At 63.3% G+C, this 24,384-nt stretch carries 20 protein-coding genes; 12 read left to right on the forward strand and 8 right to left on the reverse strand.

Annotated elements, in window-relative coordinates:
• Nucleotides 1-86 precede the first annotated feature (86 nt).
• The 3 genes from AC56QP_RS33150 to AC56QP_RS33160 form a co-directional block, all read right to left on the reverse strand.
• Nucleotides 87-767, reverse strand: coding sequence for an outer membrane protein (locus tag AC56QP_RS33150; protein ID WP_489861712.1), 681 nt, complete (start codon nt 765-767; stop codon nt 87-89).
• A 193-nt stretch (nt 768-960) separates the two neighbouring features.
• A complete protein-coding gene (locus tag AC56QP_RS33155; RefSeq protein WP_489861711.1) occupies nt 961-3,285 on the reverse strand; it encodes an NADP-dependent malic enzyme in 2,325 nt (774 codons plus the stop codon).
• 176 nt (nt 3,286-3,461) lie between these two features.
• Nucleotides 3,462-4,241, reverse strand: a complete 780-nt coding sequence (locus AC56QP_RS33160) for an SDR family oxidoreductase (protein WP_489861710.1) — start codon at nt 4,239-4,241, stop codon at nt 3,462-3,464.
• Between the two features lie 153 nt (nt 4,242-4,394).
• On the opposite strand from AC56QP_RS33160, the gene AC56QP_RS33165 reads away from it, so the two are divergent.
• Both AC56QP_RS33165 and AC56QP_RS33170 read left to right on the forward strand, forming a co-directional pair.
• Nucleotides 4,395-5,177 (forward strand): UDP-2,3-diacylglucosamine diphosphatase, encoded by a 783-nt coding sequence (locus AC56QP_RS33165; RefSeq protein ID WP_489863456.1) that lies wholly within the window; start codon nt 4,395-4,397, stop codon nt 5,175-5,177.
• Between the two features lie 125 nt (nt 5,178-5,302).
• Nucleotides 5,303-6,517 (forward strand): MFS transporter, encoded by a 1,215-nt coding sequence (locus AC56QP_RS33170; RefSeq protein WP_489861709.1) that lies wholly within the window; start codon nt 5,303-5,305, stop codon nt 6,515-6,517.
• Here AC56QP_RS33170 and dgcA read toward each other — a convergent pair.
• Nucleotides 6,488-7,471, reverse strand: coding sequence for an N-acetyl-D-Glu racemase DgcA (gene dgcA / locus AC56QP_RS33175; RefSeq protein WP_489861708.1), 984 nt, complete (start codon nt 7,469-7,471; stop codon nt 6,488-6,490). The two genes, AC56QP_RS33170 and dgcA, sit on opposite strands and share 30 nt — an antisense overlap.
• 76 nt (nt 7,472-7,547) lie before the next feature.
• On the opposite strand from dgcA, the gene AC56QP_RS33180 reads away from it, so the two are divergent.
• From AC56QP_RS33180 to AC56QP_RS33195, 4 genes are read left to right on the forward strand one after another with little or no spacing between them, the layout of a single operon-like run.
• The gene (locus AC56QP_RS33180) at nt 7,548-8,735 is read left to right on the forward strand and encodes an MlaE family ABC transporter permease (protein WP_489861707.1); all 1,188 of its coding nucleotides are present in this window, start codon (nt 7,548-7,550) and stop codon (nt 8,733-8,735) included.
• A 1-nt stretch (nt 8,736) separates the two neighbouring features.
• Nucleotides 8,737-9,552 (forward strand): ABC transporter ATP-binding protein, encoded by an 816-nt coding sequence (locus AC56QP_RS33185; RefSeq protein ID WP_489861706.1) that lies wholly within the window; start codon nt 8,737-8,739, stop codon nt 9,550-9,552.
• 14 nt (nt 9,553-9,566) lie between these two features.
• A complete protein-coding gene (locus tag AC56QP_RS33190) occupies nt 9,567-10,940 on the forward strand; it encodes an MlaD family protein (RefSeq protein ID WP_489861705.1) in 1,374 nt (457 codons plus the stop codon).
• A gap of 37 nt (nt 10,941-10,977) precedes the next feature.
• A complete protein-coding gene (locus tag AC56QP_RS33195) occupies nt 10,978-11,628 on the forward strand; it encodes an ABC-type transport auxiliary lipoprotein family protein (RefSeq protein WP_489861704.1) in 651 nt (216 codons plus the stop codon).
• Nucleotides 11,629-11,774: 146 nt separating this feature from the next.
• Here AC56QP_RS33195 and AC56QP_RS33200 read toward each other — a convergent pair whose 3' ends face one another.
• Entirely contained in the window at nt 11,775-17,447 is a 5,673-nt protein-coding gene (locus AC56QP_RS33200; protein ID WP_497109007.1) for a kinesin, read from the reverse strand.
• Nucleotides 17,419-18,030, reverse strand: coding sequence for a hypothetical protein (locus tag AC56QP_RS33205; protein ID WP_497109008.1), 612 nt, complete (start codon nt 18,028-18,030; stop codon nt 17,419-17,421). Before AC56QP_RS33205 ends, AC56QP_RS33200 begins: the two co-directional genes overlap by 29 nt.
• Before the next feature lie 273 nt (nt 18,031-18,303).
• On the opposite strand from AC56QP_RS33205, the gene AC56QP_RS33210 reads away from it, so the two are divergent.
• The 3 genes from AC56QP_RS33210 (at nt 18,304) to AC56QP_RS33220 (ending at nt 20,208) form a co-directional block, all read left to right on the forward strand.
• A complete protein-coding gene (locus tag AC56QP_RS33210; protein ID WP_489861702.1) occupies nt 18,304-18,672 on the forward strand; it encodes an Hpt domain-containing protein in 369 nt (122 codons plus the stop codon).
• A 100-nt stretch (nt 18,673-18,772) separates the two neighbouring features.
• Nucleotides 18,773-19,093, forward strand: a complete 321-nt coding sequence (locus AC56QP_RS33215; protein WP_091575073.1) for a 2Fe-2S iron-sulfur cluster-binding protein — start codon at nt 18,773-18,775, stop codon at nt 19,091-19,093.
• Nucleotides 19,094-19,176: 83 nt separating this feature from the next.
• A complete protein-coding gene (locus AC56QP_RS33220) occupies nt 19,177-20,208 on the forward strand; it encodes an NAD(P)/FAD-dependent oxidoreductase (protein WP_489861701.1) in 1,032 nt (343 codons plus the stop codon).
• A 3-nt stretch (nt 20,209-20,211) separates the two neighbouring features.
• Here the strand turns inward: AC56QP_RS33220 and AC56QP_RS33225 are convergent, their stop codons facing one another.
• On the reverse strand, nt 20,212-21,687 hold the full coding sequence (locus AC56QP_RS33225) for an MDR family MFS transporter (protein WP_489861700.1): 1,476 nt from the start codon (nt 21,685-21,687) through the stop codon (nt 20,212-20,214).
• Between the two features lie 220 nt (nt 21,688-21,907).
• Nucleotides 21,908-22,528 carry a DUF922 domain-containing Zn-dependent protease gene (locus AC56QP_RS33230; RefSeq protein WP_489863455.1) on the reverse strand — a complete coding sequence of 207 codons (621 nt, stop codon included), beginning with the start codon at nt 22,526-22,528 and terminating at the stop codon, nt 21,908-21,910.
• 124 nt (nt 22,529-22,652) lie between these two features.
• Between AC56QP_RS33230 and folP the strand changes: the two genes are divergently transcribed.
• From folP to folK, 3 genes are read left to right on the forward strand one after another with little or no spacing between them, the layout of a single operon-like run.
• Nucleotides 22,653-23,504 carry a dihydropteroate synthase gene (folP, locus tag AC56QP_RS33235; protein WP_489861699.1) on the forward strand — a complete coding sequence of 284 codons (852 nt, stop codon included), beginning with the start codon at nt 22,653-22,655 and terminating at the stop codon, nt 23,502-23,504.
• A 4-nt stretch (nt 23,505-23,508) separates the two neighbouring features.
• On the forward strand, nt 23,509-23,868 hold the full coding sequence (gene folB, locus AC56QP_RS33240; protein ID WP_091575064.1) for a dihydroneopterin aldolase: 360 nt from the start codon (nt 23,509-23,511) through the stop codon (nt 23,866-23,868).
• Nucleotides 23,852-24,364, forward strand: coding sequence for a 2-amino-4-hydroxy-6-hydroxymethyldihydropteridine diphosphokinase (gene folK, locus AC56QP_RS33245; protein ID WP_489861698.1), 513 nt, complete (start codon nt 23,852-23,854; stop codon nt 24,362-24,364). The genes folB and folK overlap by 17 nt, the downstream gene beginning before the upstream one ends.
• Nucleotides 24,365-24,384: the final 20 nt, after the last annotated feature.

Raw genomic sequence — 24,384 nt, forward strand, 5'->3', positions numbered from 1 at the left:
CCGTGGTTTGACGTCATGACAATGCGCTAATTTCAATCTGCCAAGCGACGCAAAGGACACATGGGTCAGCCGTTTCCGGGTCGCGGTCAGAACTTGTAGTTCATACCGATTTTGACCGCATTGAACGTATTGCCGAACACGGTGTTACTGCCGCCGTAGTCGATGGTCTGGTCTCGCAGATCGACATACAGATATTCGACTTTCGCGGACCAATGGTCGGTGAGCGCCTGCTCCAGGCCGGCGCCGATGGTCCAGCCAGTCTTGGTGTTCTTCTCGGAAAAGCTGTTGAGGGGGCCGTCGAGATACCGGTTTTCGACGCTCCCGAACGCCAAACCACCGGTCCCGTAGACCAGGGTGCGATCGAACGCATAGCCTGCCCTCGCGCGAAGCGTTCCAAACCAGTCCACCTTGGTGTCGTAAGTATCGCCGCGAACGCCAACGTTGATTTCGTTCGAGTTCCCCTTGATGTCGGCGCCTGCGATGTCGGCCTCGACGCCAAGAACCACGGAATTGATCTGGTAGTTGTAGCCGACCTGAACGCCGCCCAGGAAACCGTCGATGTTGTAGTCCTGGCTCGCCTGAAACGTTGGTGTGTTGGGCGAACTGAAAACCGCGTCGGATCTACCGAAACCGTAGCCAAGATGCCCGCCGGCATAGACGCCGGACCAGTCGTGGACGGTTGTGGGTTCAGCACCAATAGCGTCAGCGGCGAACGCATGTCCGCCGACCAGGGACAGCATTGCAGATGCAAGCAACAGGCCTCTCATGGTAATCCTCGCCGCCAAACCAGACGACTGAACTCTATCAAATCGGCCTTCCCTGAGAAATCCACCTTCGGCAAGCGCCAAATTTTCGCAATCAAAAGTTGCCGGCCTGCAACACCTGTTCGGACAAGGTTGTGTCGGAGCACCGTGCGGGCCACCTTCGCGGCTTGGCCAAGCCGAACCAGCAGGAGCTGAATTAGCCCAGATTGGCGATCGCCTGTGCCTGCTGTGCAGCTTCGGCGATTGCCAGCGCTGTCATGTTGACCACGCCGCGCGAGGTTACCGACGGTGTCAGTATGTGTGCCGGCTTGTCGGTGCCAAGCAGGATCGGACCGACATGCAGTGCATCCATCATCGTGCGAAGCGCGGTGAGCGTGATGTTGGCCGCGTCGAGATTCGGGAATACCAGCAGGTTGGCTTCGCCCTTCAGCCGGGAGTGCGGGTAGACGCGCTGACGCAACTGCTCCGACAGGGCCGAGTCGGCATGCATCTCGCCGTCGCACTGCAACTCGGGCGCAATCCGCGCCAGGATCGCCGCTGCATGCCGCATCTTCAGCGCGCTCGGCGCATCGCGCGAGCCGAAATCCGAGAACGACAGAAGGGCAGCCTTGGGCTCGATGCCGAAGCGCCTGATTTCCTCCGCTGCCAGAATGGTCATCTCCGCGATCTCCTCTGCCGTCGGATCAACCGAGACATAGGTGTCGGTGAGGAAGATGATGCCGCGCTGCGAGATCAGCATGGAAAGCGTCGACAGGTCATGATCCCTGATGCCGGCACGCGGGCCAATGATCAGGGTGACATTGCGCAGATGGCGGGCAAAGCGGCCCTCGAGGCCGCAGATCATGGCGTCGGCGTCGCCGCGTTTCAGGGCGAGTGCCGCGATGACCGTGTTGTCGGTGCGCACCATGGTGCGCGCGGCCTCCGTCGTCACGCCGCGCCGGCCGGCGAGTTCGATTAGCAGATCGACATAGTGGCGGTAGCGCGGGTCGTCTTCCGGGTTGATCAGGCCGAAATCGACGCCGGGCCTGATGCGCAATCCGTAGCGCTTCAGCCTGACCTCGACCACATGCGGCCGGCCGATCAGGATCGGCTCGGCGATGCCTTCCTCAAGCACCACCTGGGCAGCGCGCAACACGCGTTCGTCCTCACCCTCGGCATAGATGACACGCTTGGCGGTCGAGGCCTTGGCCGACGAGAACACCGGCTTCATCACCAGTCCGGAACGGAAGACGAAGCGATTGAGCTTGTCGATGTAGGCGGCGAAGTCGGTGATCGGCCGCGTGGCGACACCGGTGTCGCAGGCTGCCTTGGCGACGGCCGGGGCGATGCGCAGGATCAGGCGCGGATCGAAGGGCGAGGGGATCAGGAACTCGGGTCCGAAGACCGGCGTTTCGCCGGAATAGGCGCGCGCGGCCACGTCCGAAGGCTCCTCGCGGGCAAGCGCCGCGATCGCTCGTACCGCGGCCATCTTCATCTCTTCATTGATGGCGCTCGCGCCGCAGTCCAGCGCACCGCGGAAAATGTAAGGAAAGCACAGTACGTTGTTGACCTGATTGGGAAAATCCGATCTCCCCGTGCAGATCATCGCGTCGGGCCGGGCGGCCCTTGCCACCTCCGGCATGATCTCCGGATTGGGGTTGGCCAGCGCCAGAATCAATGGTTTTGGCGCCATGTGTTGCAGCAGTTCCGGCTTCAGCACGCCTGCCGCCGAAAGGCCGAGGAAGACGTCGGCGCCGGGGATGACATCGGCCAGCGTGCGTGCCTCGGTGTCCTTCACATAGGGGTCTTTCCAGCGGTCCATCTCGTCGATGCGCCCCTTGTAGGCGACGCCGAAACGGTCGGTGACCCAGATGTTCTCCACCCGCGCGCCAAGCGAAACCAGCAGATTGAGGCAGGCAATGGCGGCCGCGCCGGCGCCGGAGGTGACGATCTTGATGTCCGAAATGGCCTTGCCGGCGAATTCCAGCCCGTTGAGCACGGCGGCGGCGACAATGATGGCGGTGCCATGCTGGTCGTCGTGGAAGACTGGGATGCCCATGCGGGCTTTCAACTGCTCTTCCACCTCAAAGCACTCGGGCGCCTTGATGTCCTCGAGGTTGATGCCGCCGAAGGTCGGCTCCAGCGCCGAGATCGTCTCGACCATGCGCTCGATCCCGGGCGCGTCTATCTCGATGTCGAACACATCAATGCCGGCGAACTTCTTGAACAGGACAGCCTTGCCTTCCATGACCGGCTTGGAGGCAAGGGGTCCGATATTGCCGAGGCCGAGCACCGCCGATCCGTTGGAGACGACGCCGACCAGATTGGCGCGCGCCGTATAGTCGGCGGCGGTCGCCGGATCGTCGCGGATTTCGAGGCAAGGGGCGGCGACGCCTGGCGAATAAGCAAGCGCAAGGTCGCGCTGGTTGCCCAGCGGCTTGGTCGCCTGGATCTCGAGCTTTCCCGGACTTGGATATTTGTGGAAGTAGAGGGCGGCTTCATCGAGATCCGAACGTGCCGTCTTCTTGTTCTCGCCTTCCATGCGGCCGCTCCCTCGAAATCTGCCTGGAGAGTCCTTTTAGCATGCGGCCAAGCTTTTTCGCGACGCTAAATGACGCGCCGACAGCTCTACCCGGCGGCGCGTCCAAAATGACTATATATCAAATGCTTATGCGGATTTTATGCCAAATGAGTCTTGCTGCTTGATCGGCGTGCCGATCAAAAGGCGCTGACGTAGAGACCGCCGTCGACCGGTATGTTCTGCCCGGTCATATAGCCGGCATGGACCGAGCACAGGAAGGCGCAGATCTGGCCGAACTCCTCCGGCGTGCCGAGCCGCTTGGCCGGAACATCGGCACTGATGCGGGTCTTGCGCGCGGCGGCAGCGGCGGGGTCTTCGACCGTGCCGGCCTCATGCGGCCCGCGCAGCCGGTCGGTATCAAGCTTGCCCGGCAGCAGGCTGTTGATGGTCACGTTGCGATCCACCACCGTGCGTGCCACGCCGGCGAGGAACGACGTCAGGCCGGCGCGCGCGCCCGAAGAGAGATCAAGACCGGGGATAGGAACGTAGACCGACAGCGAGGTGATGTTGACGATGCGGCCAAAGCCACGCGCCGCCATGCCGTCGATGACGGCCTGCACCAGCTCGATCGGCGTCACCATGTTCTGGGTGACGCCTTCGAGAATCTTCGCGCGATCGAGTTCACGGAAATCGCGAAGCGGCGGGCCACCATTGTTGTTGACGAGAATGTCCGGGTCCGGACAGGCCGCGAGCAGCGCCTTCTGCACCTCGGGTTTCGAAACGTCGCCGACTACCTCCTTGACCGCCACGCCATAGCGCTCGCGCAGCTCAGCGGCGGTTTTCGCCACCAGTTCGGCGTTGCGGCCGTTGACGACGATGTCGCAGCCGGCCTCGGCCAGCGCCATGGCGCAGCCGCGCCCAAGCCCCTTGCTCGAAGCGCAGACGATAGCCTTCTTTCCGCGAATACCGAGATCCATGTCGATTTTCTCCTCTTGAGCCGGCCGCAAGCTAGTCCCTCGGCTGGACCAATCGCAACCGTCATACGGTTGTTGCATGAATCGGGGCATAGGCTGGGCGAAAGCAACGGTGAAATCGCGATGTCCGGCCAAGAGCCCCGCACTTTCCGCAGCATGTTCATTTCCGACGTCCATCTTGGATCGAAGGCGGCGAAGGCCGAATTCCTGATCGACTTCCTTAGATATCACGACGCCGACATAATCTATCTGGTCGGTGACATCGTCGATGGCTGGCGGTTGCGGCGGAGCTGGCACTGGCCGCAAAGCCACAACGACGTCGTGCAGAAATTGCTGCGCAAGGCGCGCAAGGGCGCCACCATCACCTACATCGCCGGCAACCACGATGAATTCGCTCGCCAGTTCCAGGGTGTGCATTTCGGTGGCATCGTCGTCGCCGACCGCGCCATCCACGAAACCGCCGACGGCAAACGCCTGCTCGTCATCCACGGCGACCAGTTTGATACCGTCGTCCACAACGCGCGCTGGCTCGCATACCTTGGCGACCACGCCTATGATGCGGCGATGCTGGTCAACCGGGTCGTCACGCGGCTTCGCCAATTGCTCGGCCTGCCGTATTGGTCGTTCTCGTCCTGGGCCAAGGCCAACGTCAAGAAGGCGGTGAACTTCATCGGGTCGTTCCAGACCATGCTTGCGGAGGAAGCGCGCCGCTCGCATGTCGACGGCATCATCTGCGGCCATATCCATCATGCCGCCATCGAGAATTTTGGCGATGTCCAGTACATCAACACCGGTGACTGGGTGGAAAGCTGCACCGCCGTTGTCGAGCACTTTGACGGCCGGTTGGAGATCCTGACCTGGGCGCAGGTGCTGCCCGAGGCGCCGGACGAGCCCTTCATCCCGATGCTCATCGAGGACCGGGTGGGGCAGGCGGCATAGCGCCGGAGTTCATTTCGGCTCTGGGATCAATCGATTAGGCCAACCGGTTTCGCCCGGTTTTCACCCATGTTAAGGGATCGATACGCGTTGCCGGCCGGTCGAGTGCAGCGTTATTGGATCGATTCATGTCCCTGCCGCCGCTTTCGCCCGAACAGCTCGTCAAGCCGCGCCATTTCGAACTGCGCATCAGCCTGATCTTCGCGACACTGTTCGTGCCGCTCGGAACGCATCTGCCTTACTTCCCGCTGTGGCTGCAGGCCAAGGGTTTCCATGCCGAGCAGATCGCCGTGATCCTGGCGGCACCGATGTTCCTGCGGGTGGTGACGACGCCGTTGCTGACCGCGCTGGCCGACAGGGCCAGGGATCGCGCCGATGTCTATGTCGCGCTGGTGGCGGCCGCGCTACTCTTGTCTGCAGGTTATTTCCTGACACCGACCTATGCCATGGTGCTGGCAGTGTCGCTGGCGCTGACCATTGTCTGGACGCCGCATTCGCCGATCGCCGATTCGCTGGCGCTGTCGGGCGTGCGCCGCTTCGGCTCGAACTACACCAGCATGCGCAAATGGGGCTCGATCTCCTACCTGTTCGCCAACATTGCAGGCGGCTTCATCCTGTCGGCAACCGGCGCCCGGGCCGTTCCGGTAATCATTTTCGTGGCACTTGCCGCGGCACTTGCCGCCGGCTTGCTGGCGCCCCGTCTTGGCCGTCCGCGCCGTGCCTCGCCGCTTTCGGCCACCGACATCCAGCAGTCGGCGCCAAAACTCCTCAACCCATATTTCCTGTATTTTTCCATCGGCGTTGGCGTCATCACCGCCAGCCACGCATTCCTCTACGGATTCGTCTCGATCTACTGGAAATCGATCGGTATCGGCGATTCGGTCGTCGGCTTGCTATGGGCGTGGGGCGTGGTGTCCGAAGTCTGCATGTTCATGATGTTCACCCGCTTCTTCGGCGCATTTTCGGTCGTGACGATCATGATGATGGCAGGGGTTGGGGCCGTCGTGCGGTGGATCGCCTTTCCCCTGGTCTGGCCGCTTGGCCTCGGCGTTGCCGGGTTTTTCGGCGTCCAGACGCTGCATTCGGTCTCGGTGGCGCTGGTGCTGATCGGCCTGCAGAAGATGATCGGCGAAACGATTTCCGAGGAGCAGACAGGTGCCGCGCAAGGCATCGCCTATTTCTCCAACGGGTTCTTCATGGCGGTGGTGACGCTGGCATCCGGCCCGCTTTACGACCATTTCGGCGTCGACGGCTTCTTTGCCATGATCCCGATCGCCTTGATCGGATTGGTCCTCATCGGACTTGCGGCGCGCTCAGCCCCACAAGGCCGTATCAGGGGGTGATACCAGGGATCCCTGGTAGACAAGACCGGGCACGCGATCGCGGGCAAGCAGCAGCGGACCGTCGAGGTCGACAAAGTCGGCGCCTTGGGCCAGCAGGACGGCCGGCGCCATCGCCAGCGACGTGCCGACCATGCAGCCGACCATGATGCTGAAACCGAGTTCGCGGGCGCGATCGCGCAGGACGAGCGCCGCCGTCAGGCCGCCCGATTTGTCGAGCTTGATGTTGACGGCGTCGTAGAGGCCGACAAGCGCGGCAAGGTCCTTCGCCTCGTGCACGCTTTCATCGGCGCAGATCGGCACGGGATGCGCGATATGGCGCAAGATCTCATCGTGGCCGGCCGGCAGCGGCTGTTCGATCAGCGCGATGCCTTGCTCGGCGGCAAAGGCAAGGTTTGCAGCGATGTTCTCGTCGGTCCAGCCCTCGTTGGCGTCGAGGATGATGCGGCTGTCGGGCGCCGCTTGCCGGACGGCGCGGATGCGCGCGACGTCGTTGTCACCACCGATCTTGACCTTGAGCAGCGGCCGCGCCGCATTGGCGCGGGCTTGCGCCGCCATCGTCTCCGGTTCGCCGAGCGATAACGTGTAGGCGGTTTCGAGTTCCGATAGCGGAACGGCGCCAATCGCGGTGGCGACGGGTGCTCCGCTGATCTTTGCCTCCAGATCCCACAGAGCGCAGTCGATGGCGTTGCGGGCAGCGCCTGCCGGCATGGCGTCCAGCAAGGCTGTCCGGCCGATGCCGCCGGCGATCCGGTCGCGCATCGCCTCGATCGCGTCATTCACACCATCCATGGTTTCGCCATAGCGCTTGTAGGGGACGCATTCGCCACGGCCCGTGTGACCGTCCTCGCTGATTGCGCAGGTGATGACCTCGGCTTCCGTCTTCGAACCACGTGAAATGGTGAAGGTTCCGGCGATCGGAAAACGTTCGGCCTCAACCGAAATGACACGCGCCATATTTTTCTGCTCCGGCTGTGCGACAAGCGCTGTCGGCAAATCGACAGGTCAGACCCGTCAGGCTAAACAGGACGCCATGTTGACTATCGGCAAGCGCGACGCAAGCGGCACGACCGCGGGGGAGGCTGACCACGAACCGCGCGTGGCGATCGGCGAGGAGGACGGCGTTCTGGGTTGCGCGTTCTCGGGAATCTGGACGACACGCACCGTCGCATTGATCGACACCGATATGCGCAAGATCGAGAAACGGAGTGGTTTCAAGACCTTGGCGCTCGATCTTTCCAACATCGAGAAGATGGATACCGCCGGCGCCTGGCTGATAGACAGGCTGGTCAGCGCTTTCGAGAAAAAGGGCGTCAAAATCCAGATGCAGGGCCAAAGCGAGATCGCTTCGATACTGCTCGACGCCGTGGGTGAGGCTGTTCGGCGCGAATCCGAATCCGGTCCGGTGCGGCCGCCCAACATTATCATTCGCACGCTGGAGGCGGTCGGCCGGCGCGTCTATGAGATGCGCGACGACTTCCTCGCCTCGATGAACATCCTCGGCGCCACCATCCGCGGCGCGCAGATGAAGCTCGGCCGCGGCCATGCCGTCAATCCCGCGGCGATCTTCAACCAGATAGACCGCATGGGCGTCGGCGCCATTCCGGTGGTGGTGCTTATGTCGGCGATCGTCGGCGCCATCGTTGCCCAGCAAGGCGCCTATCAGCTCAGCTATTTCGGCGCCGACATTTTTGTCGTCGACCTCGTCGGCGTGCTTATCCTGCGCGAGCTCGGCGTGCTGATGACGGCGATCATGATCGCCGGTCGCTCCGGAAGTGCTATTACCGCCGAGATCGGCTCGATGAAGATGCGCGAGGAGGTCGACGCGCTGAAGGTGATCGGGCTCAACCCGATCGGCGTCCTGGTCTTCCCGCGGCTGGTGGCGCTGGTGATCGCCTTGCCCTGCCTGACCGTCATCGCCAATTTCGCCGCGCTCGGTGGCGGCATTCTCGCGGCCTGGCTCTATTCGGATATCGCGCCTGCCGCCTTCATAGACCGGCTGCGCGTCGCCATCGACCTCAGCACGATTTTCTCCGGCCTGATCAAGGCACCATTCATGGCCATGATCATCGGCACGATCGCCTCGGTTGAAGGCATGAAGGTCGGCGGCAGCGCCGAATCGCTCGGCCAGCACGTCACCGCCTCGGTGGTGAAGTCGATCTTCGTCGTCATCATCCTCGACGGGCTGTTCGCCATCTTCTACGCAGCGATCGAGTTCTGAGATGAAGCTGCGGAGCAGGACAAAGGCGATCGCGGACGACACGGGCGAGGGCGATATCGTGCTTTCCGCGCACGACATCACCGTGGCCTTCGCCGACAAGGTGATTCTCGACAAGTTGTCGCTCGACATCAGGCGCGGCGAGATTCTCGGTTTTGTCGGCGCCTCGGGCGCCGGCAAGTCGGTCCTGCTGCGCACCATTCTCGGCCTGACGCGCAAGCGGTCGGGCACGATCAAGCTGTTCGGCGTGGATGTCGAGAAGGCGAGCGACGCGGAACGCCTGCGTATCGACATGCGGCTTGGCGTGCTGTTCCAGCACGGCGCGCTGTTTTCGGCGCTGACGGTAATGGAAAACGTCCAGGTGCCAATGCGCGAGTATCTCGACCTGCCGCGAAAGCTGATGGACGAACTGGCGATGCTCAAGGTCGAGTTGGTTGGGCTGCCGCCGGACGCGGCGCAAAAATTCCCCTCCGAACTCTCGGGCGGCATGATCAAACGGGCGGCGCTGGCACGGGCGCTGGCGCTCGACCCCGACATCGTCTTCCTCGACGAGCCGACCTCCGGCCTCGATCCAATCAGCGCGGCGGAATTCGACGAACTGGTGGTCAAGCTGCGCGATACGATGGACCTGACCGTCTATATGGTCACCCACGACCTCGACACGCTGTTCACCGCTTGCGACCGCGTGGCCGTGCTCGGCAACAAGAGAGTGCTGGTCGAAGGCACCATCGACGACATGCTGAAGAGCGAGGAGCCATGGGTGAAATCCTATTTCCGCGGAAAACGCGCCCGGCAACTTGATCTTGCGGCGCGCGCATAGCCATAAGTGAAGCAATGGAAACCAGAGCCAACTACGTCATTGTCGGCATTTTCACGCTGGTCGCGATCCTGGCGGCGTTCGCCTTCGTCTACTGGACGGCGGCGATCGGCGACAAGGGCGAGACCACGTTGCTGCGCGTGCGCATTCCGGGCTCGGCTTCCGGGCTTGGCCGGGGCAGTTTCGTGTTGTTCAACGGCGTCAAGGTGGGCGACGTCAGGCGCGTCTATATCGATGTCGACAATCCGACGGTCGCCATTGCCGACACCGAGATCGACCGCTTGACGCCGATCACCAAGTCGACGCAGGCCGATATCGGCCTTGCCGGTCTCACCGGGCAGGCAAATATCGAACTCAAGGGTGCCGACCCCAAGGAAGTAAAACTCCTCGATCAGGCCGAAAAGGAAGGCAAGGTCGCCGAGATCGTTGCCAACCCCTCGGCGGTAACCAATCTCTTGCAGACCGCGCAGAACATCTTCACCCGCGCCGACAAGGTACTGAGCGAGCTTGAAGGCTTCACCAAGGATGTCCGAGGGCCGCTGACCGACACCGTCAAGAACGTGCAGACCTTCTCCGATGCGCTGGCCAAGAATTCCGACGGCATCGACAAGTTCCTGTCCAGCGTCAGTGCGCTGGCCGACGAGTTGAAGGGCGTTTCCGGTAAGCTGGACGGCACGCTGAAGGCAGCGGAAGGCCTGCTCAATGCCGTCGACAAGGACCAGATCAAGAGCATCGTCGCCAATGTCGATACAGTGACGTCAAACCTCAAGGAAACCTCGAAGCAGTTCGACAGCGTCATCAAGAACGTCGATACGGCGGTCGGGTCGGTCAACGATTTCGCCAAGCAGACGCAAGGCACGCTGGCCAAGGTCGACGGCGTGCTGGACGGCATCGATCCGGCGCAGGTGCGCACCGCTCTGGCCAACATCCAGAAGGCGAGCGAAAACGCCGACAAGGCTGCCGCGGACATCGCCAAGGTGACCGACAAGTTCGCCAACCGGGCTGATGATATCGACCAGACGATCAAGGATGCCAAGCAGCTTGCCCAACGACTCAACGACGCCTCGGTGCGTGTCGACGGTATCCTCGCCAAGGTCGACACCTTGCTTGGTTCGGGGCAGGCCGATGGCGTGATGGCCGACGCCAGGGCGACGATGAAGTCGTTCAAGCAGGTTGCCGACACGCTGAATTCCCGCCTCGGCGTCATAACCGACAATCTGGCGCGTTTCTCGGGCCAGGGCCTGACAAACGTCGAGGCGCTGGTGCAGGACAGCCGTCGTTCGATCACCCGCATCGAGGAGGCGGTGACCGATCTCAGCCGAAACCCGCAGCGCATCCTTTCGGGTGGCGATGGCGAGGTTCGGCAATTCGATGGCAGGGCGCGGCGTTGACTTCGGCCGCCGCTCGCCCCAAGAACATGAGCTGCGGATGCGGATTGATCTTACGATCCGGGGACAACGAGGATCGCGCGTGAAGTCGGTGTGGGTGAGAACGAGCGGGTTGACATCGGCTGCGGCACTGCTTGCGCTCTCGCTTGCCGGCTGCGCGGCGCTGGGCGGCAAGCCTGCGCCGCTGGATACGTTCGAGCTTTCGGCGCCGTCGATCGACGCACGCGGCCACAGCCGCCGCCAGATTCTCATCGCCCAGCCCTCCGCGCTCAAGGCGCTGGACAGCCAGAACATCGTCATCAAGCCTTCGGATCGTTCGATCCAGTATCTCAAGGGCGCGCAGTGGGCCGACCGACTGCCGTTGATCGTGCAGGCGCGGCTGGCCGAGACTTTCCAGCGCTCAGGCAGCTTTGCCGGCGTCGGCAAGCCGGGCGAGGGCCTGGCCATCGACTACCAGGTGATCGTCGAGGTCCGTTCGTTCGAAGTGCGCGTCGACGGCGGCGAGCATGCCGAGGTCGACCTGTTCGTGCGCATCCTGAACGACCGCAACGGCGAGGTGCGTGCCTCCAAGAGCTTCACCGCATCCGCGCCCGTTTCGGGCAGCGGCAATCCCGCCTATGTCAATGCGCTCGACAATGCGTTCGGGGATGCAGCCAAGCAGATCGTGCGCTGGACCGATTCCGTCATCTGATCTCCGTAAGGGATTGATCGCGCAACGCTTCTGAGAGCGCTGAAGTCTTCTCCAGGCGACACCGCAGACGTGCCAGCACAACAAATCGATCGAAATGAAAAAGGCGGGAAATTTCCCGCCTTTTTGTTTGTTGCAGAGAGGCGTGGCTAGTGCAGGCGGCCGCTGGCGTGGGCCAGCATGGTATAGACCTTGCCGGTGTCCGACGTCAGATAGGTCTGCGCCATGATGTTGTCGCGGTCGTTGCGCGCGACATCCTTGAGCAGCTTCTCGAAATCGTCGCAATAGCGGTCGACGGCGGCACGGAACTCGGCCTCCGCCTGATATTTGCGGCGGATCTCGTCAAACGTCTGCTGACCTTTCAGCGTGTAGAGCCGCCGGGTGAACACGTCACGCTCGCCGCGCCGATAGCGGTTCCACAACTCGATCGAAGCATCGTGGTCGATCGCCCGCGCGATATCGACGGACAGCGAGTTCAGCGATTCCACGACGTGCAGCGGCGAGCGCTGGGCAGGAGCCGCACGCGGTGCTTCCGCTGGCGTTGCCGGCCTGGCTTCCTCTTCGCGCGATGCCCCGCTCAGCAAATCACGGACCCAGCCGCCTTGCGGCGTACGGGCGCTGGCATCAGCACGCTGGCGCGGTGCCGCCTCGGCCGGACGCTCGAGGTCGAGCGTGCCGCGCAGCGCGGGGCCGCCCAACGGCGCCTGAGGTGTGCGAAGCTCCGGCTGTGGTGCCGGCGCGCGACGCGGTGGCTCGGGGGTGCGTGCGGCCGGCGCTTGCGGCGCCGGCCGCAGATTGCGCGGTTCAGAGGTATCGCCACCGCGGCCGGACTTCGCAACGATGTCCGAAAGCTCTTTCAAGGCGTTGATCTGCTCAGAAACGGCACGGCGGATGGCCGAGGTCGATTCCTTTGCCTCTTCCGGCATCTCGATGACGCCCTTCTTGAGTTCGGCGCGGGTGAGGTCGAGCTCGCTCTTGATCGAGCCCGCGGTGCGGCGCATCTCCTCGGTCGCATCGGCGAAGCGCTTGGTTGCCGAATCGACGACTTCGGTGATGGCGTTGCGGATCTTGTCCGCCGACTCCATCGTCTTGCCCTCGGCGTTCTGCAGCGTCTGGCCGACCAGGCTCTCGAACGAGCGCATGACCTTTTCAAGATCCTCCGACTTCTTGACCAGGCCGACGGCGAGGTCCTCGAGCGACGATTGCCTTTCGAGCGTGTGCTCGAGATTGCTCTGGGCCGAGCTCAGCAGGTCCGAAGCACTAGACAGCAGGCGGCTGTGTTCGTCGAACTTGGTGGCGATCGATGCGACCTCGCGCAAGGTGGACGATGACAGTTCCGTCAGCCTTGTCGTGTTCGAATCGACCAGCCGCGCCGAGCTGGCGAAGGTTTGCGCGGCCTTTTCCGTGGTGGCGGCGAAGCTTTGCGTGCTGCCGCTCAGCCGTTCGTCGACCTGGCCGAGATTGACCGCGGCCTGTTCGATCAATTGACCGAGCTGCGAGCTGGACTTGGTCATGCGGCCAATGAGGTCGGCGACGCTGTCGGACAGCGACGAGCGAGCGCCTTCGACGGCCGACAATGTCTCGGCCGTGCGGCTGGCGAGCGCGTTGACCAGTGCTGCGTTCTCGCTGCGCAGCTTTTCCGTGGCGCGTTCGGTGACCTCTTCCATGCTTTTTTGCAGTTCCGAGCCGCCCTGGGCGAAGCGCTCGACCAAAGGCCGCGCGGTTTCGTCGAGGATCTTCGACATTTCGGCCGAGCGCGCCGCGAGCATGGAGTTGAGCTCGCGGGTATTGGCGCCGATGGTCTTGGCGGCGTCGTTGGTGCTCTGGCCGATATGCTGGCCAACCGCGGTGAAGGTCTCCGCGATGACGTTGGCGCGCGACACGAGTTGCGCCTCGGCACTCGACACCTGCTCGTTGAGCTTCTGGCCCATCGTCTCGGCCGTGTAGGCGAGACGGTTCTCGACACCGGCGATCTGCTCCTCGACACGGGCGGCCGCGGCCGCCGCGCTCGATGCGAGCCGTTCGTCGGCACCGGCAAGCGCCTGCTCGATCTCGCGGGCATGCACGGCCAGTTCCTGGCCGGTCTGCCGCGCACGGTCGGCGACCCTCTGCTCGGTGCTGGCAAAAGCACCGACGATGGTCTCCGCATGCTCGCCGATCGTCGATGTGCTGCTGGCGATGCGCGAGACAAGGCGCTGATCGGCATCGTCGAAGATGCGGCCGATCTCCGACGCACGGCTCGACAGTGCTTCGGAACCTTCGGCGATGCGAGAAACCAGCTGCTGGTCGGCGGCGTCGAAGATGCGGCCAAGGTCCGATGCACGTGCGGCAAGCGCTTCGGCCGATTCGCCGATGCGCATGCCGAGCCGCTGGTCGGCGCTTTCGAAGTTGCGCAGAATGTCGCCGGCGCGCGCGGCGAGCGACTGTGCCGTTTCGACGGCGCGGGCGACCAGCTTCTGGTCGGCGGCATCGAAGGTACCGGCAATCTCGCTTGCGCGGGCGCTCAACTGATCGGCGGTCTCCTGGGCGCGGGCGGCCAGCTTCTGGTCCGCCACGTCAAAGGTGCCGGCAATCTCACTTGCACGAGCGGCCAGTTGATCGGCGGTTTCATGGGCGCGAGCCAGCAGGGAACTGGAGGTATCGTCCGCGCGGGCAAGAAGGGCGTTCGACGTGTCTTCCGCACGGGCGTGCAGGCGACGATCGGCCTCCTCGAAGGTGCGGGCGATGTCTTCGGCCCTCGCCAGCAGGGCGGCGGAGGTCTGCTCGGCGCGCTCGGCGATCCTGCGGTCGGCGTCGCTGAACGCCGCACCGGCCTGCTCATGCAGCGTGCTGGTGACCTCCAGGACCTTTTCGCGCAACGCCCCGGCAACGAAGACAGCGCTCTTCTCGAGAACGCTGCGGACGTTGTCGACACCTGTCGACAGCGCCCGCTCCATGGTGCCGGCGCGTTCCTCGATGATGCCGGTCTGGCGGCTGAACGCCTGCTCGATCTTCTCGACGTCGGCAGCAATCGCATCGGAAATGCTGGTGCTTCGTGCGGCGATCTGGTCGATGTGGCCCGACAGCGAGCGGTCGACGTCCTTGCGGGTTTCGGCGAGCTTGCCGAGATCGTCTTCCAACGCGCGGCTCAGCATATTGCGGCCTTCGGCCAGCTTGCCGACATGTCCGGCGATGACGTTGTCGATGTCGCCGCGGCTTTCGGTGAGCTTCTGCAGGTCGGCTTCGAGGGCGCGCTTGAGAATGTCTCGGCCCTCGGCCAGCTTCTCCACCTGACCAGCGACCAAGCCGTCGATGCTGGAGCGGCTTTCGGCCAGCTTGGCCAGATCGGCTTCCAGCGCGCGCTTCAGGATATCGCGGCCTTCGGCCAGCTTCTCGACCTGGCCGGCGACCAGACCGTCGATGCTGGAGCGGCTTTCGGCCAGCTTGGCGAGGTCGTCCTCAAGCGCCTTCGATAGGGTCGAACGCTCCTGAACGAGCCTTTCCGCGTGGTTGTTGACGAGACCGCCGACGTTTTCAAGATCAGCCTGGAGCGCCTTCGACAGCGTCGAACGATCCTGGGCGAGCCGTTCGGAATGGCTGTTGACCAGGCCGTTGACGCTTTCGAGGTCGGCTTCGAGCGCCCGCGCGAACTGTGCCCGGTCGTCGATCAGTTTCTGCGACTGGTCGGCAACGGTGCTCTTGACCGCATTGAGGTCGGCTTCGAGCGCCCGCCGCAGGATGTCGCGGCCCTCGGCCAGCTTCTCGACCTGGCCGGCGACCAGTCCGTCGATGCTGGAGCGGCTTTCGGCCAGCTTGGCGAGGTCATCCTCGAGTGCCTTCGACAGGGTCGAGCGATCCTGAACAAGCCTGTTCATGTGATCGGCGATGACACTGTTCACATTCTGCAAATCGGTTTCCAGGGCCTGCGAAAGCTGGCCGCGATCCTCGGCCAGCTTTTCCGACTGGCTGGCGATGACGCCCTTGATCGTGTTCAGGTCGGATTCAAGGGCACGCTTGAGGATATCACGGCCCTCGGCCAGCTTCTCGACCTGGCCGGCGACGAGGCCATCAATGCTCGAGCGGCTCTCGGCGAGCTTGGCAAGGTCGGCCTCAAGTGTCTGCGACAGCAGGCTGCGGTCCTCGGCCAGCCGCCCTGAATGGCCCTCGATCAGGCCACGTATGCCGGACAGATCATCGTCGAGCGAGCGGGACAGCTGCGTCCGGTCCTCCGCCAGCTTGGCGGAATGGGTTTCGATGAGGCTCTTGATGCCGATGATGTCGTTTTCCAGCGCCTTGGCGAGCACGGCGCGGCCCTCGGCGATCTTCTCGACCTGGCCGGCGACGAGGCCGTCAATGCTGGCGCGGCTGTCGGACAATTTGCCGAGATCAGCCTCCAGGGCGCGCGACAGGATGTTGCGGCCTTCAGCCAATTTTCCGACGTGTCCGGCAACCATTTCATCAATGATCGTACGGGCTTGCACCAATTTCCCGGAGTCTTCGTTCAAGGCGCTGGCCAGCCTGTTGCGGCCTTCTTCCAACCGTTCGAGATGGCTGCCCAGCGACGCGTCGATGGCTGCCCTCGATTCATTGACCTTGCGCAGATCCTCTTCGAGTGCGCGCGAGATCAGGTTGCGGCCTTCGGCCAGCTTCTGCACCTGGTTGGTTACCGCCGCATCGATGCCGGCGCGGCCCTCGGCGAACTTCGCCAGGTCGGCCTCCATGGCCGCGGCCATGCGGTCGCGGCTTTCGGAAAGTTTGCGGCTGTGGTTTTCGACGGCTTCTTCGATGCCGACTCGGGCATCGGCAAGCCGCTGGATGTCGCTGTCGAACGAGCGCGAGACGACATGACGCGCCGCTTCCATGCGGCCGGCGAAATCGCTGGCGCGGGCTTCGAGCATGGAGGAGGTCGACGTGACGATGTCGGCCATGTCGGCGCCGATCTGGGTCTTGCCCTGATCGATCATCGCCGACAGCGTGTCCTTGCTCTCGGCAAAGGTATGCGCGATTTCGCGGGCGCGTTCGACCAGCGTCTCGTTGATCTGGCGGGCGCGGGCCTCGAGCGCCGCATTGAGCTTCTGCGTTCCGGTGTCCAGCGCCTCGGCGCGGGTCTGGAATTCGCTGATCAGCGCCTGACCGCGTTCGGCCAACGTCCGCTCGATGCCGCTGAGGCTGGCTTCGAATTCGGAACTCAGCGTGCGCGCGGCGCCGCCAAGCAGCGACACCATGCCGGTGGTGCGATCGTCGAGCAGGTCGGTCAACGACCGTGTCAGACCGTCCGTGGTGTCCGTCAACTTGGCAATGCGCGTGTCGAGAAGGCTGGCGAAGGCCTCACCCGAGGTCGACAGCCGGTCGGTGATCGAATCGAGCCGGCCTTCCACCGAATCGAAGATCGACATCGAGCTTTCATTGATACGGTCGATGAGGGTGTCGCCGGAATTGGTGATCGTCATCGACAGCTTGGTCGAAGCATTGAGGATGCTGTCGCGGATGATGTCGCTGGCGGCGCCAATCTCGTCCTTCAGCGTCTCATGCGCCCCGGTGATCGAGGCGCGGACCCGCTCGGCGTGGGTGACAACGGCTTCGCGCTCGCTGCCGAGCCCGTCGACGAGCGAACGGATGCGGGATTCGTTTTCCGAATAGGAGCGTTCAATCTGGTTGACTTCGCTGTGGACCAGCGTTTCCAGCTCCACGGCGCGGGCAAGGGTGCGTTCGATGCCTTCGCCCATGGCCGCGACTTCGCGGCGGACGGCTTGGCCGATCATCATGACGCGGTCCTGGGCAAGGTTTTCCGGCTCGGTCAGGCGGAACGCCACTTCAGTCATCGACTGGGCGGCAATGCGCATTTCCTGGGCGCGGCGAGATCATCGCCGCGAAGGCCCAGAACAAGATGACGGGCACAACCGCCGCGACCGCGAGGCCGATCAGTTCGGGGCGGGCAAAAAACTGGTCGACCGTACGGATCCTCCAGATGCTCGGCCCGAAAAGGAGATTGGCCAATCCGCCGGCGCCGGCGATCCAGGCGAGCGAGACAAAGGCAATGACCCAGTAAATGGTGTTCGAGGCACGCCTGTTGAGGCCGTGAAGGAGCGTCTTGTAGTCCTTCTGGCGATCGTCATTGGCTGGCGCGAAACCGGCGGGCTGGGCGCCATTGCGTGTTTCAACGGGACGCAATTCGGCAGGCTTGGCCTGGGGCGCGGGCTTCGCAACCTGGCTCTGATTGACGGCGGGCTCCGGCTTCTGATTGCGTCCCTCGCGCGCCAATTCGTCGGCGGCCTGGGATATCTGCGCTTCCAGATCTTCCATCGAAGCAGCGATGTCGAGGTCGCCGCCGCCGATATCGCCGCTGAGGTCGATATCGAGCGCCTTTTCCAGCTCCCTGGCCACGTCGTTGTCGAGAGTTCTCGTCGTCGTTGGTTTCTTCGCCATGCCTTCGCTACCCTGTACTAGCTGCCGCGGGCTTATAATTCTGTTTGTCGTACCCCCGCGCAGGAGGCTGAAAATGGACCCCTCGTATCGTAATGACACAGGGGGGTAAAGAAAACATGCATTCCGCGAGATGTGTAAAACTTTAAATATAAGGTTAACAGAGCCGTGATTCCGGCGCCGCTTTCGCAACATTTTTCCGGGCCACCTATTAACCCGTTGTCCACTGGATTCGCCTAGGTTTTCGGGCGGTCGAACAAACGGAGTTCCAAATTCATGCGTGGCGAAAGCGGCATTGCCTTCTCAATGCCCGGGGGCGACGTATCCGGTCCAAGGCGGTCACGGCCGGTCGATTTGGCACATCTTGCCCGCCAGACGATGGGCGACCGCAGCCTCGAGCAGGAGGTGCTGGCGCTCTTTGTACAACAGGCGCTGTCGGTGCGCGACAGAATAGTCGACGCCAATGTCAAGGACCGCCTCCTGCTCGCGCACGGGCTGAAGGGGTCGGCACGGGGCGTGGGTGCCTTTGCCATTGCCGATTGCGCCACCGAGATCGAGCATCGGCCGGAAGACGATCAGACGCTCAGGCGGCTTGGCGGGCTGATCGACGAAGTGCGCGATTTCATCGCCGCCATCAATCGCTGAGCCCGGTTTGCGGAAAAACGTCAAGGAGCGGCGCTTTCGCGCGGCAGTTGACTTGTCTGCCGGAGTGATTATCTCGGCTGGGACTCCCTTCAGGTGAAAAATGACCAAGCTGACTTTTATCGCCCATGACGGCACACATTTCGACATGGACGCCGAAAACGGCTCGACGGTCATGGAGAACGCGATCCGCAACGCGGTGCCAGGGATCGAGGCGGAATGCGGCGGCGCCTGCGCCTGCGCGACCTGTCATGTCTATGTCGACGAAGCGTGGACGGCGCTCGTCGGCGAACCGGAAGCGATGGAAGAGGACATGCTGGACTTCGCCTACGACGTCCAGCCGAATTCGCGGCTGTCGTGCCAGATCAAGGTGCGCGACGCGCTTGACGGCCTGGTTGTCCGCGTGCCCGCCCGCCAGGGCTGAGACACCGGTTTTTTGCCGACTGCTGCTTGGCAGCGGCGGATTGCTCATGCAGTGTCTCGACAACACACACCGAGGCCCATCGCATGACCGACATCACCAAGACAGACGTGCTCATTGTCGGGGCAGGGCCGGTCGGCCTGTTTGCCGTGTTCGAGCTCGGGCTGTTCGACATGAAATGCCATTTGATCGACATCCTCGACCGGCCGGGCGGCCAGTGCGCGGAACTCTATCCGGAGAAGCCGATCTACGACATTCCCGGCTGGCCTTCGATCTCGGCGCAGGGACTGGTCGACAAGCTGCTCGAGCAGATCGCACCATTCAAGCCTGACTTCACCTACAACCGCATGGTTTCCAGCCTCGAAAAGCTGGAGGACGGCAGTTTTCGCGTCACCACGGACGAGAACGAGGTGTTCGAGGCCAAGGTCGTGGTGATTGCCGCCGGCGGTGGCTCCTTCCAGCCGAAGCGCCCCCCGATCCCGGGCATTGAGCCCTATGAAGGCAAAAGTGTCTTCTATTCGGTGCGCCGGATGGAGGACTTTCGCGGCCACGACCTCGTCATTGTCGGTGGCGGCGATTCGGCGCTCGACTGGACGCTCAACCTGCAGCCTGTGGCAAAGAGCGTGACGCTGGTCCACCGGCGACCGGAATTCCGCGCGGCGCCCGACAGCGTCAACAAGATGTATGCCATGCAGGAGATGAAGCATCTGACGTTCCAGGTCGGGCAAGTGACCGGGCTGGCTGGCGCCAACGGCCAGCTCTCATCTGCTGTCATCAAGGGGCCGGACGGTGATGTCGAAGTACCCTGTACGCGCATGCTGCCGTTCTTCGGCCTGACCATGAAGCTCGGACCGATCGCGGAGTGGGGGCTCAATCTTCACGAGAACCTCATTCCGGTCGATACCGAGAAGTTCCAGACATCGGTGCCCGGCATCTTCGCGGTCGGCGACATCAACTGGTATCCGGGCAAGCTGAAGCTCATCCTGTCGGGCTTCCACGAAGTTGCGCTGATGGCGCAGGCCGCCAAGCGCATCATCAGCCCCGGCGAGCGCATCGTGTTCCAGTACACGACTTCGTCCACGAGCCTGCAGAAGAAGCTTGGCGTCGTGGAAGCCTGACCTCTAGTCGGCCAGCACAGGAGCCGCGGTGTGGCCGCGCAGCGGCTTTTCCGGCATCAGCCCGAGCGCGACGAGCGCCATCAACAGCATTGCCGCCGCGGTGAGGAAGATCATGACGAACGCCGCGGCCTCGACGGCGGCACTGGCCGCCTGCACGCCTTCGCTGGCCAGCGGCAGGCCGTAGCCGAGCGCGACCGCGCCAAGGACGGCGACGCCAAGCGCGCTGCCCAATGAGCGAAGGAAGGTCAAGACGCCGGTGGCGACGCCGAGGTGGGCCTGATCGACGGCGTTCTGGACCGACACGGTGGCAACCGGAAATGTCGTCCCGCTGCCCAGGCCGATGCAGGTCGTCAGGATCTCGACGATCAGCAGCGAAGCATGTCCCGCCACCAGGCTGAGTACGCCGAGGCACAGGATGGCGAAGGTCACCCCGACCATCGCGATCCGCTTGTAGTGAACGAAACGCTGAATCGTGCGGCCGCTGAGGGTGGCGCCGGCAACGGTGCCGAGCATGAGCCCGAGCATGGCGGTTCCCGATGCACTGGCCGACAGCCCGAGGATCGACTGCAGGTAGACCGGCAGGTAGACCGCCAGGCCGATATTGGCGGCCTGCAGCAGGAACATCGAGAGGGTTCCGGCAAGAACGATCGGGTTGCCAAGCACTTCGAGCGAGACCAGTGGCTCGGCGGCGCGCAGCAACCGCAACGCAAAAAAGCTCCATATGACCGCCGAGCTAGCGAGCAGCCCGAGGATTTCGCGTGACAGCCACGGATATTCGCTGCCGCCCCAGTTCAAAGCCAGCAGCAGCAAGGCGGTGGCCGCGACGAGCAGCAGCGCGCCGAGGCCATCGATGCGATGATGTTTCGCGGCGATTGGCAACTTCTTCAGTGGTTTGTTGATCATGGCCATGGCGACCAGACCAAGCGGAATGTTGATCCAGAAGATCAAGGACCAATGCAGATGTTCGGCGAAGGTGCCGCCCAGAAGCGGACCGGCGATGCTGGCGACCGCCCAGGTGCCCGAGATCCACGCCGTGTAACGGGCACGCTCTCGTGGTGGTACGAGGTCGCCGATCACGGTCTGCGCCAGCGCAAACAGGCCGCCGCCGCCGGCACCCTGGATCGCGCGGCCGACGATCAGCACCAGCATGTTGGGCGCCATGGCGCTGACCAGGGATCCGGCAAGGAATATGAGAATCGCCGCATAAACCGTCGGCCGGCGACCATGAACGTCCGAGATCTTGCCATAGAGGGGCGCCACCGCCGTGGCGGTCAGGAGATAACCGGTGACGATCCAGGGCAGATATTCGGCATGGCCAAGCAGGCGCGCCATCGTCGGCATCGCCGGCGCGACGATGGTCTGATCGAGCGCAGCCAGCAGCATGGACAGGAGAACGCCGCCGATGATGGCGTTCTTTTCGCGTTCGCTGAGCGGCGCATCCGTCTTCACCGCCGTCTGCTTGCCGACAGTCTGGTCCATATCCATTCATCCGTATGCTAGCGGCTGGCCGGCCTCATTCAGCCATCCCAGTGCGTTGACCGCGTTAGCCGCATTGATCTTTCGAGGTCCGCATCGCGAACCCTGACATATGTCGTCCCCTATAGGCGGATTTCGACCGGTGCTCGAAAATTTTTCGAAGCTGGCACCATGCTTCGGCTGAATTGGCTCGCGCCGGCACCGTTCAATGCATCGCCAGGACTCAGGCCGGTGGTGGCAGCCGGCCGTTCTCGATGCGCTCCGTCCGGTAGCGCAGCAGCCGCAGGATGCGGCTTTCGAAATTGACGCTTTCGACGCGGTCGAACCGCAATTGATCCTGGTCGTGCCTGGCCAGCACTGCCGCGGTGATTTGGGCGGCCTTGGCCTTGGCTGCCTCACAATTCCTTTGTGGGTAGGTTGCTTTCAGGGCGTCTTCGAGTTCGCGGCCATGGTTCCTGGCAATCTCGACATGGCGCTCCTCATGGCGCTTGATGTCGGCCGACAACGTATCCCAGAACAGCCTCACATCGGCATCCGCCTTGCGTGGGCGGCGCCACTCGGGAAGGATCACCTTCACCTTGACGGTCACCACCGCGTCGGCGATCCGGCAGGACTTCGCTGTCTGCGCATAGCTGATGCGGGTTGTGAACGCCATCTGCGTGGCGCCCGGGTGGCGCCCCCCTGTGCTTTTCACCTCGGGACCACGTTTGGAGAGCTGCATCTCGATATCGTCGAGCGTGCTGCCGTCAATGGAAAAATAGCTGTATGTCTTGACGAGATTGGCCGCACCCGCCGGGAGCGGGGTCACGGCGATCAGCAGCGCGCCAAGCAGGGACCGTTTCATGCAAAGCATGGATCGTTTCATCATGTTGCCTCTTCGACCACCTTGCTTTACGGCCGTTGCCGGCGCAACGGAATTGATCCGCTGCGGATCACACATGGTTGATGAGACCCATGGTTGCTGAGCAATGACGGCCAGGCGATGGCAACTGGCGCATGGACGCCATCTCGAGCTTGGCGGCAGGGCGGTGGTCGTCGGCATCCTCAATGTCACGCCTGACAGCTTTTCCGACGGCGGCCTGTTCGATGCGCCCGAAAAGGCGCTGGTCCAGGCCCGCCGCATGGTGGGGGAAGGGGCGCTGGTCGTCGACGTCGGCGGAGAATCGACCCGCCCCGGTGCCGCCGCGATATCGGCCCGCGAGGAGCAGGCCCGCATCCTGCCCGTGATCGAGGCGCTGGCGAGCGCCGGCGAGGTGCTGATTTCGGTCGACACCTATCGCGCGGACACCGCCAGGCTTGCCGTCGCTGCCGGCGCCCATATCGTCAACGATGTCTGGGGGCTGCAGCGCGAGCCCGACATTGCGCGTGTCGCCGCCGACACCGGCGCCGGCCTTGTCATCATGCATACAGGGCGAGATCGCGAGAGGTTGCCGGACGTGATCGCCGACCAGCTGGTGTTCCTCGGAAAATCGCTGGAGATCGCCCGCCGACACGGTGTCAACGACGACCATATCGTGCTTGATGCCGGTTTTGGCTTCGCCAAGGAGACGGCCGAGGAAAACCTCGACCTGATGGCGCGGTTTTCCGAACTCAACGCGCTCGGCTTCCCGCTGATGGCCGGCACGTCGCGAAAACGTTTCATCGGCACCGTCACCGGCCGCGACGCGGCCGACAGAGCTGCCGGGACGGCGGCGACCAGCGTTATCCTGAGGCTCAAAGGCGCCGACCTGTTTCGCGTCCATGATGTCGCATTCAACGTGGACGCGCTGGCGTTAGCAGATGCTATGCTGGCTCGTGAAACCGAGCGAGCAGGCTGCTGAAGCAATGTATGTGATCCGCATGAAGAATTGCGCCTTCTTTGCCCGGCACGGCGTGCTGGACGAGGAGGAAAGGCTCGGTCAGCGCTTCTATGTCGATGCCGCTCTGACGGTTGATCCAGGCCGGGCGCTCGTCGAGGATTCCATCGAGGACACCGTCAACTATGGTATCGCCTTCACGGTGATCGAAAAGATCATTACGGGGCAGCGGCGCTTTCTGATCGAGGCCTTGGCGCTCGAAGTGGCCCGTGCGCTGACGGCGCGTTTCCCGCAGATCAAAAAGGCCGAGATCACGGTGCGCAAGCCCAACGCCCCGGTGCCCGGCGTGCTCGATTACGTCGAGGTGACCGTTGTCTGGCCCGAATAGCACTGTCTACCTCAGCCTTGGCGGCAATCTTGGCGATCCAGCGAAGTCGATGGGCGCGGCGCTGCGCATGCTGGATGCCGATGGCGACACACGTGTCACCGGTGTCTCCTCGCTCTATCGCACACCGCCCTGGGGCAAGCTCGATCAGCCGGACTTTCTCAATGCGGCTGCCGAAATTTCCACCAGGCTTGCGCCGCGTGCCTTGCTCGACCTCTGTCTCGATGCCGAGCGCAAACTGAAGCGGGTGCGCGAGGAGCGTTGGGGTCCGCGGCTGATCGATATCGACATCCTGGTGTTTGGCGAACGCGTCATTCACGAGACTGGACTGGAAGTGCCGCATCCGCGCATGCTGGAGCGCGCCTTCGTGCTGGCGCCGCTGGCCGAGATCGCGCCCGGCCTGGTTGTCGGCGGCCGCAGCATCACGGATCGGCTGGTCGCCGTCGACACCTCGGGTATCGAGCGATTGCCATCCGGCAGGGATTGGTGGCTGGTCTGACGCGTGGGCGAGGCGACAGC

The sequence above is a fragment of the Mesorhizobium sp. RCAM 05104 genome, from assembly GCF_059683645.1.

Excerpts from the sequence above, each read along its gene's own strand:
- AC56QP_RS33170 (WP_489861709.1), top strand. The coding sequence starts at position 5,303 with ATGTCCCTGCCGCCGCTTTCGCCCGAACAGCTCGTCAAGCCGCGCCAT.
- AC56QP_RS33210 (WP_489861702.1), top strand. The coding sequence starts at position 18,304 with ATGCGTGGCGAAAGCGGCATTGCCTTCTCAATGCCCGGGGGCGACGTA.
- AC56QP_RS33155 (WP_489861711.1), bottom strand. The coding sequence starts at position 3,285 with ATGGAAGGCGAGAACAAGAAGACGGCACGTTCGGATCTCGATGAAGCC.
- AC56QP_RS33190 (WP_489861705.1), top strand. The coding sequence starts at position 9,567 with ATGGAAACCAGAGCCAACTACGTCATTGTCGGCATTTTCACGCTGGTC.
- dgcA (WP_489861708.1), bottom strand. The coding sequence starts at position 7,471 with ATGGCGCGTGTCATTTCGGTTGAGGCCGAACGTTTTCCGATCGCCGGA.
- folB (WP_091575064.1), top strand. The coding sequence starts at position 23,509 with ATGTATGTGATCCGCATGAAGAATTGCGCCTTCTTTGCCCGGCACGGC.
- AC56QP_RS33180 (WP_489861707.1), top strand. The coding sequence starts at position 7,548 with ATGTTGACTATCGGCAAGCGCGACGCAAGCGGCACGACCGCGGGGGAG.
- folP (WP_489861699.1), top strand. The coding sequence starts at position 22,653 with ATGACGGCCAGGCGATGGCAACTGGCGCATGGACGCCATCTCGAGCTT.
- AC56QP_RS33160 (WP_489861710.1), bottom strand. The coding sequence starts at position 4,241 with ATGGATCTCGGTATTCGCGGAAAGAAGGCTATCGTCTGCGCTTCGAGC.
- AC56QP_RS33150 (WP_489861712.1), bottom strand. The coding sequence starts at position 767 with ATGAGAGGCCTGTTGCTTGCATCTGCAATGCTGTCCCTGGTCGGCGGA.
- AC56QP_RS33220 (WP_489861701.1), top strand. The coding sequence starts at position 19,177 with ATGACCGACATCACCAAGACAGACGTGCTCATTGTCGGGGCAGGGCCG.
- AC56QP_RS33225 (WP_489861700.1), bottom strand. The coding sequence starts at position 21,687 with ATGGACCAGACTGTCGGCAAGCAGACGGCGGTGAAGACGGATGCGCCG.
- AC56QP_RS33205 (WP_497109008.1), bottom strand. The coding sequence starts at position 18,030 with ATGGCGAAGAAACCAACGACGACGAGAACTCTCGACAACGACGTGGCC.
- AC56QP_RS33165 (WP_489863456.1), top strand. The coding sequence starts at position 4,395 with ATGTTCATTTCCGACGTCCATCTTGGATCGAAGGCGGCGAAGGCCGAA.
- AC56QP_RS33200 (WP_497109007.1), bottom strand. The coding sequence starts at position 17,447 with ATGCGCATTGCCGCCCAGTCGATGACTGAAGTGGCGTTCCGCCTGACC.
- AC56QP_RS33215 (WP_091575073.1), top strand. The coding sequence starts at position 18,773 with ATGACCAAGCTGACTTTTATCGCCCATGACGGCACACATTTCGACATG.
- AC56QP_RS33185 (WP_489861706.1), top strand. The coding sequence starts at position 8,737 with ATGAAGCTGCGGAGCAGGACAAAGGCGATCGCGGACGACACGGGCGAG.
- AC56QP_RS33195 (WP_489861704.1), top strand. The coding sequence starts at position 10,978 with ATGCGGATTGATCTTACGATCCGGGGACAACGAGGATCGCGCGTGAAG.
- AC56QP_RS33230 (WP_489863455.1), bottom strand. The coding sequence starts at position 22,528 with ATGAAACGGTCCCTGCTTGGCGCGCTGCTGATCGCCGTGACCCCGCTC.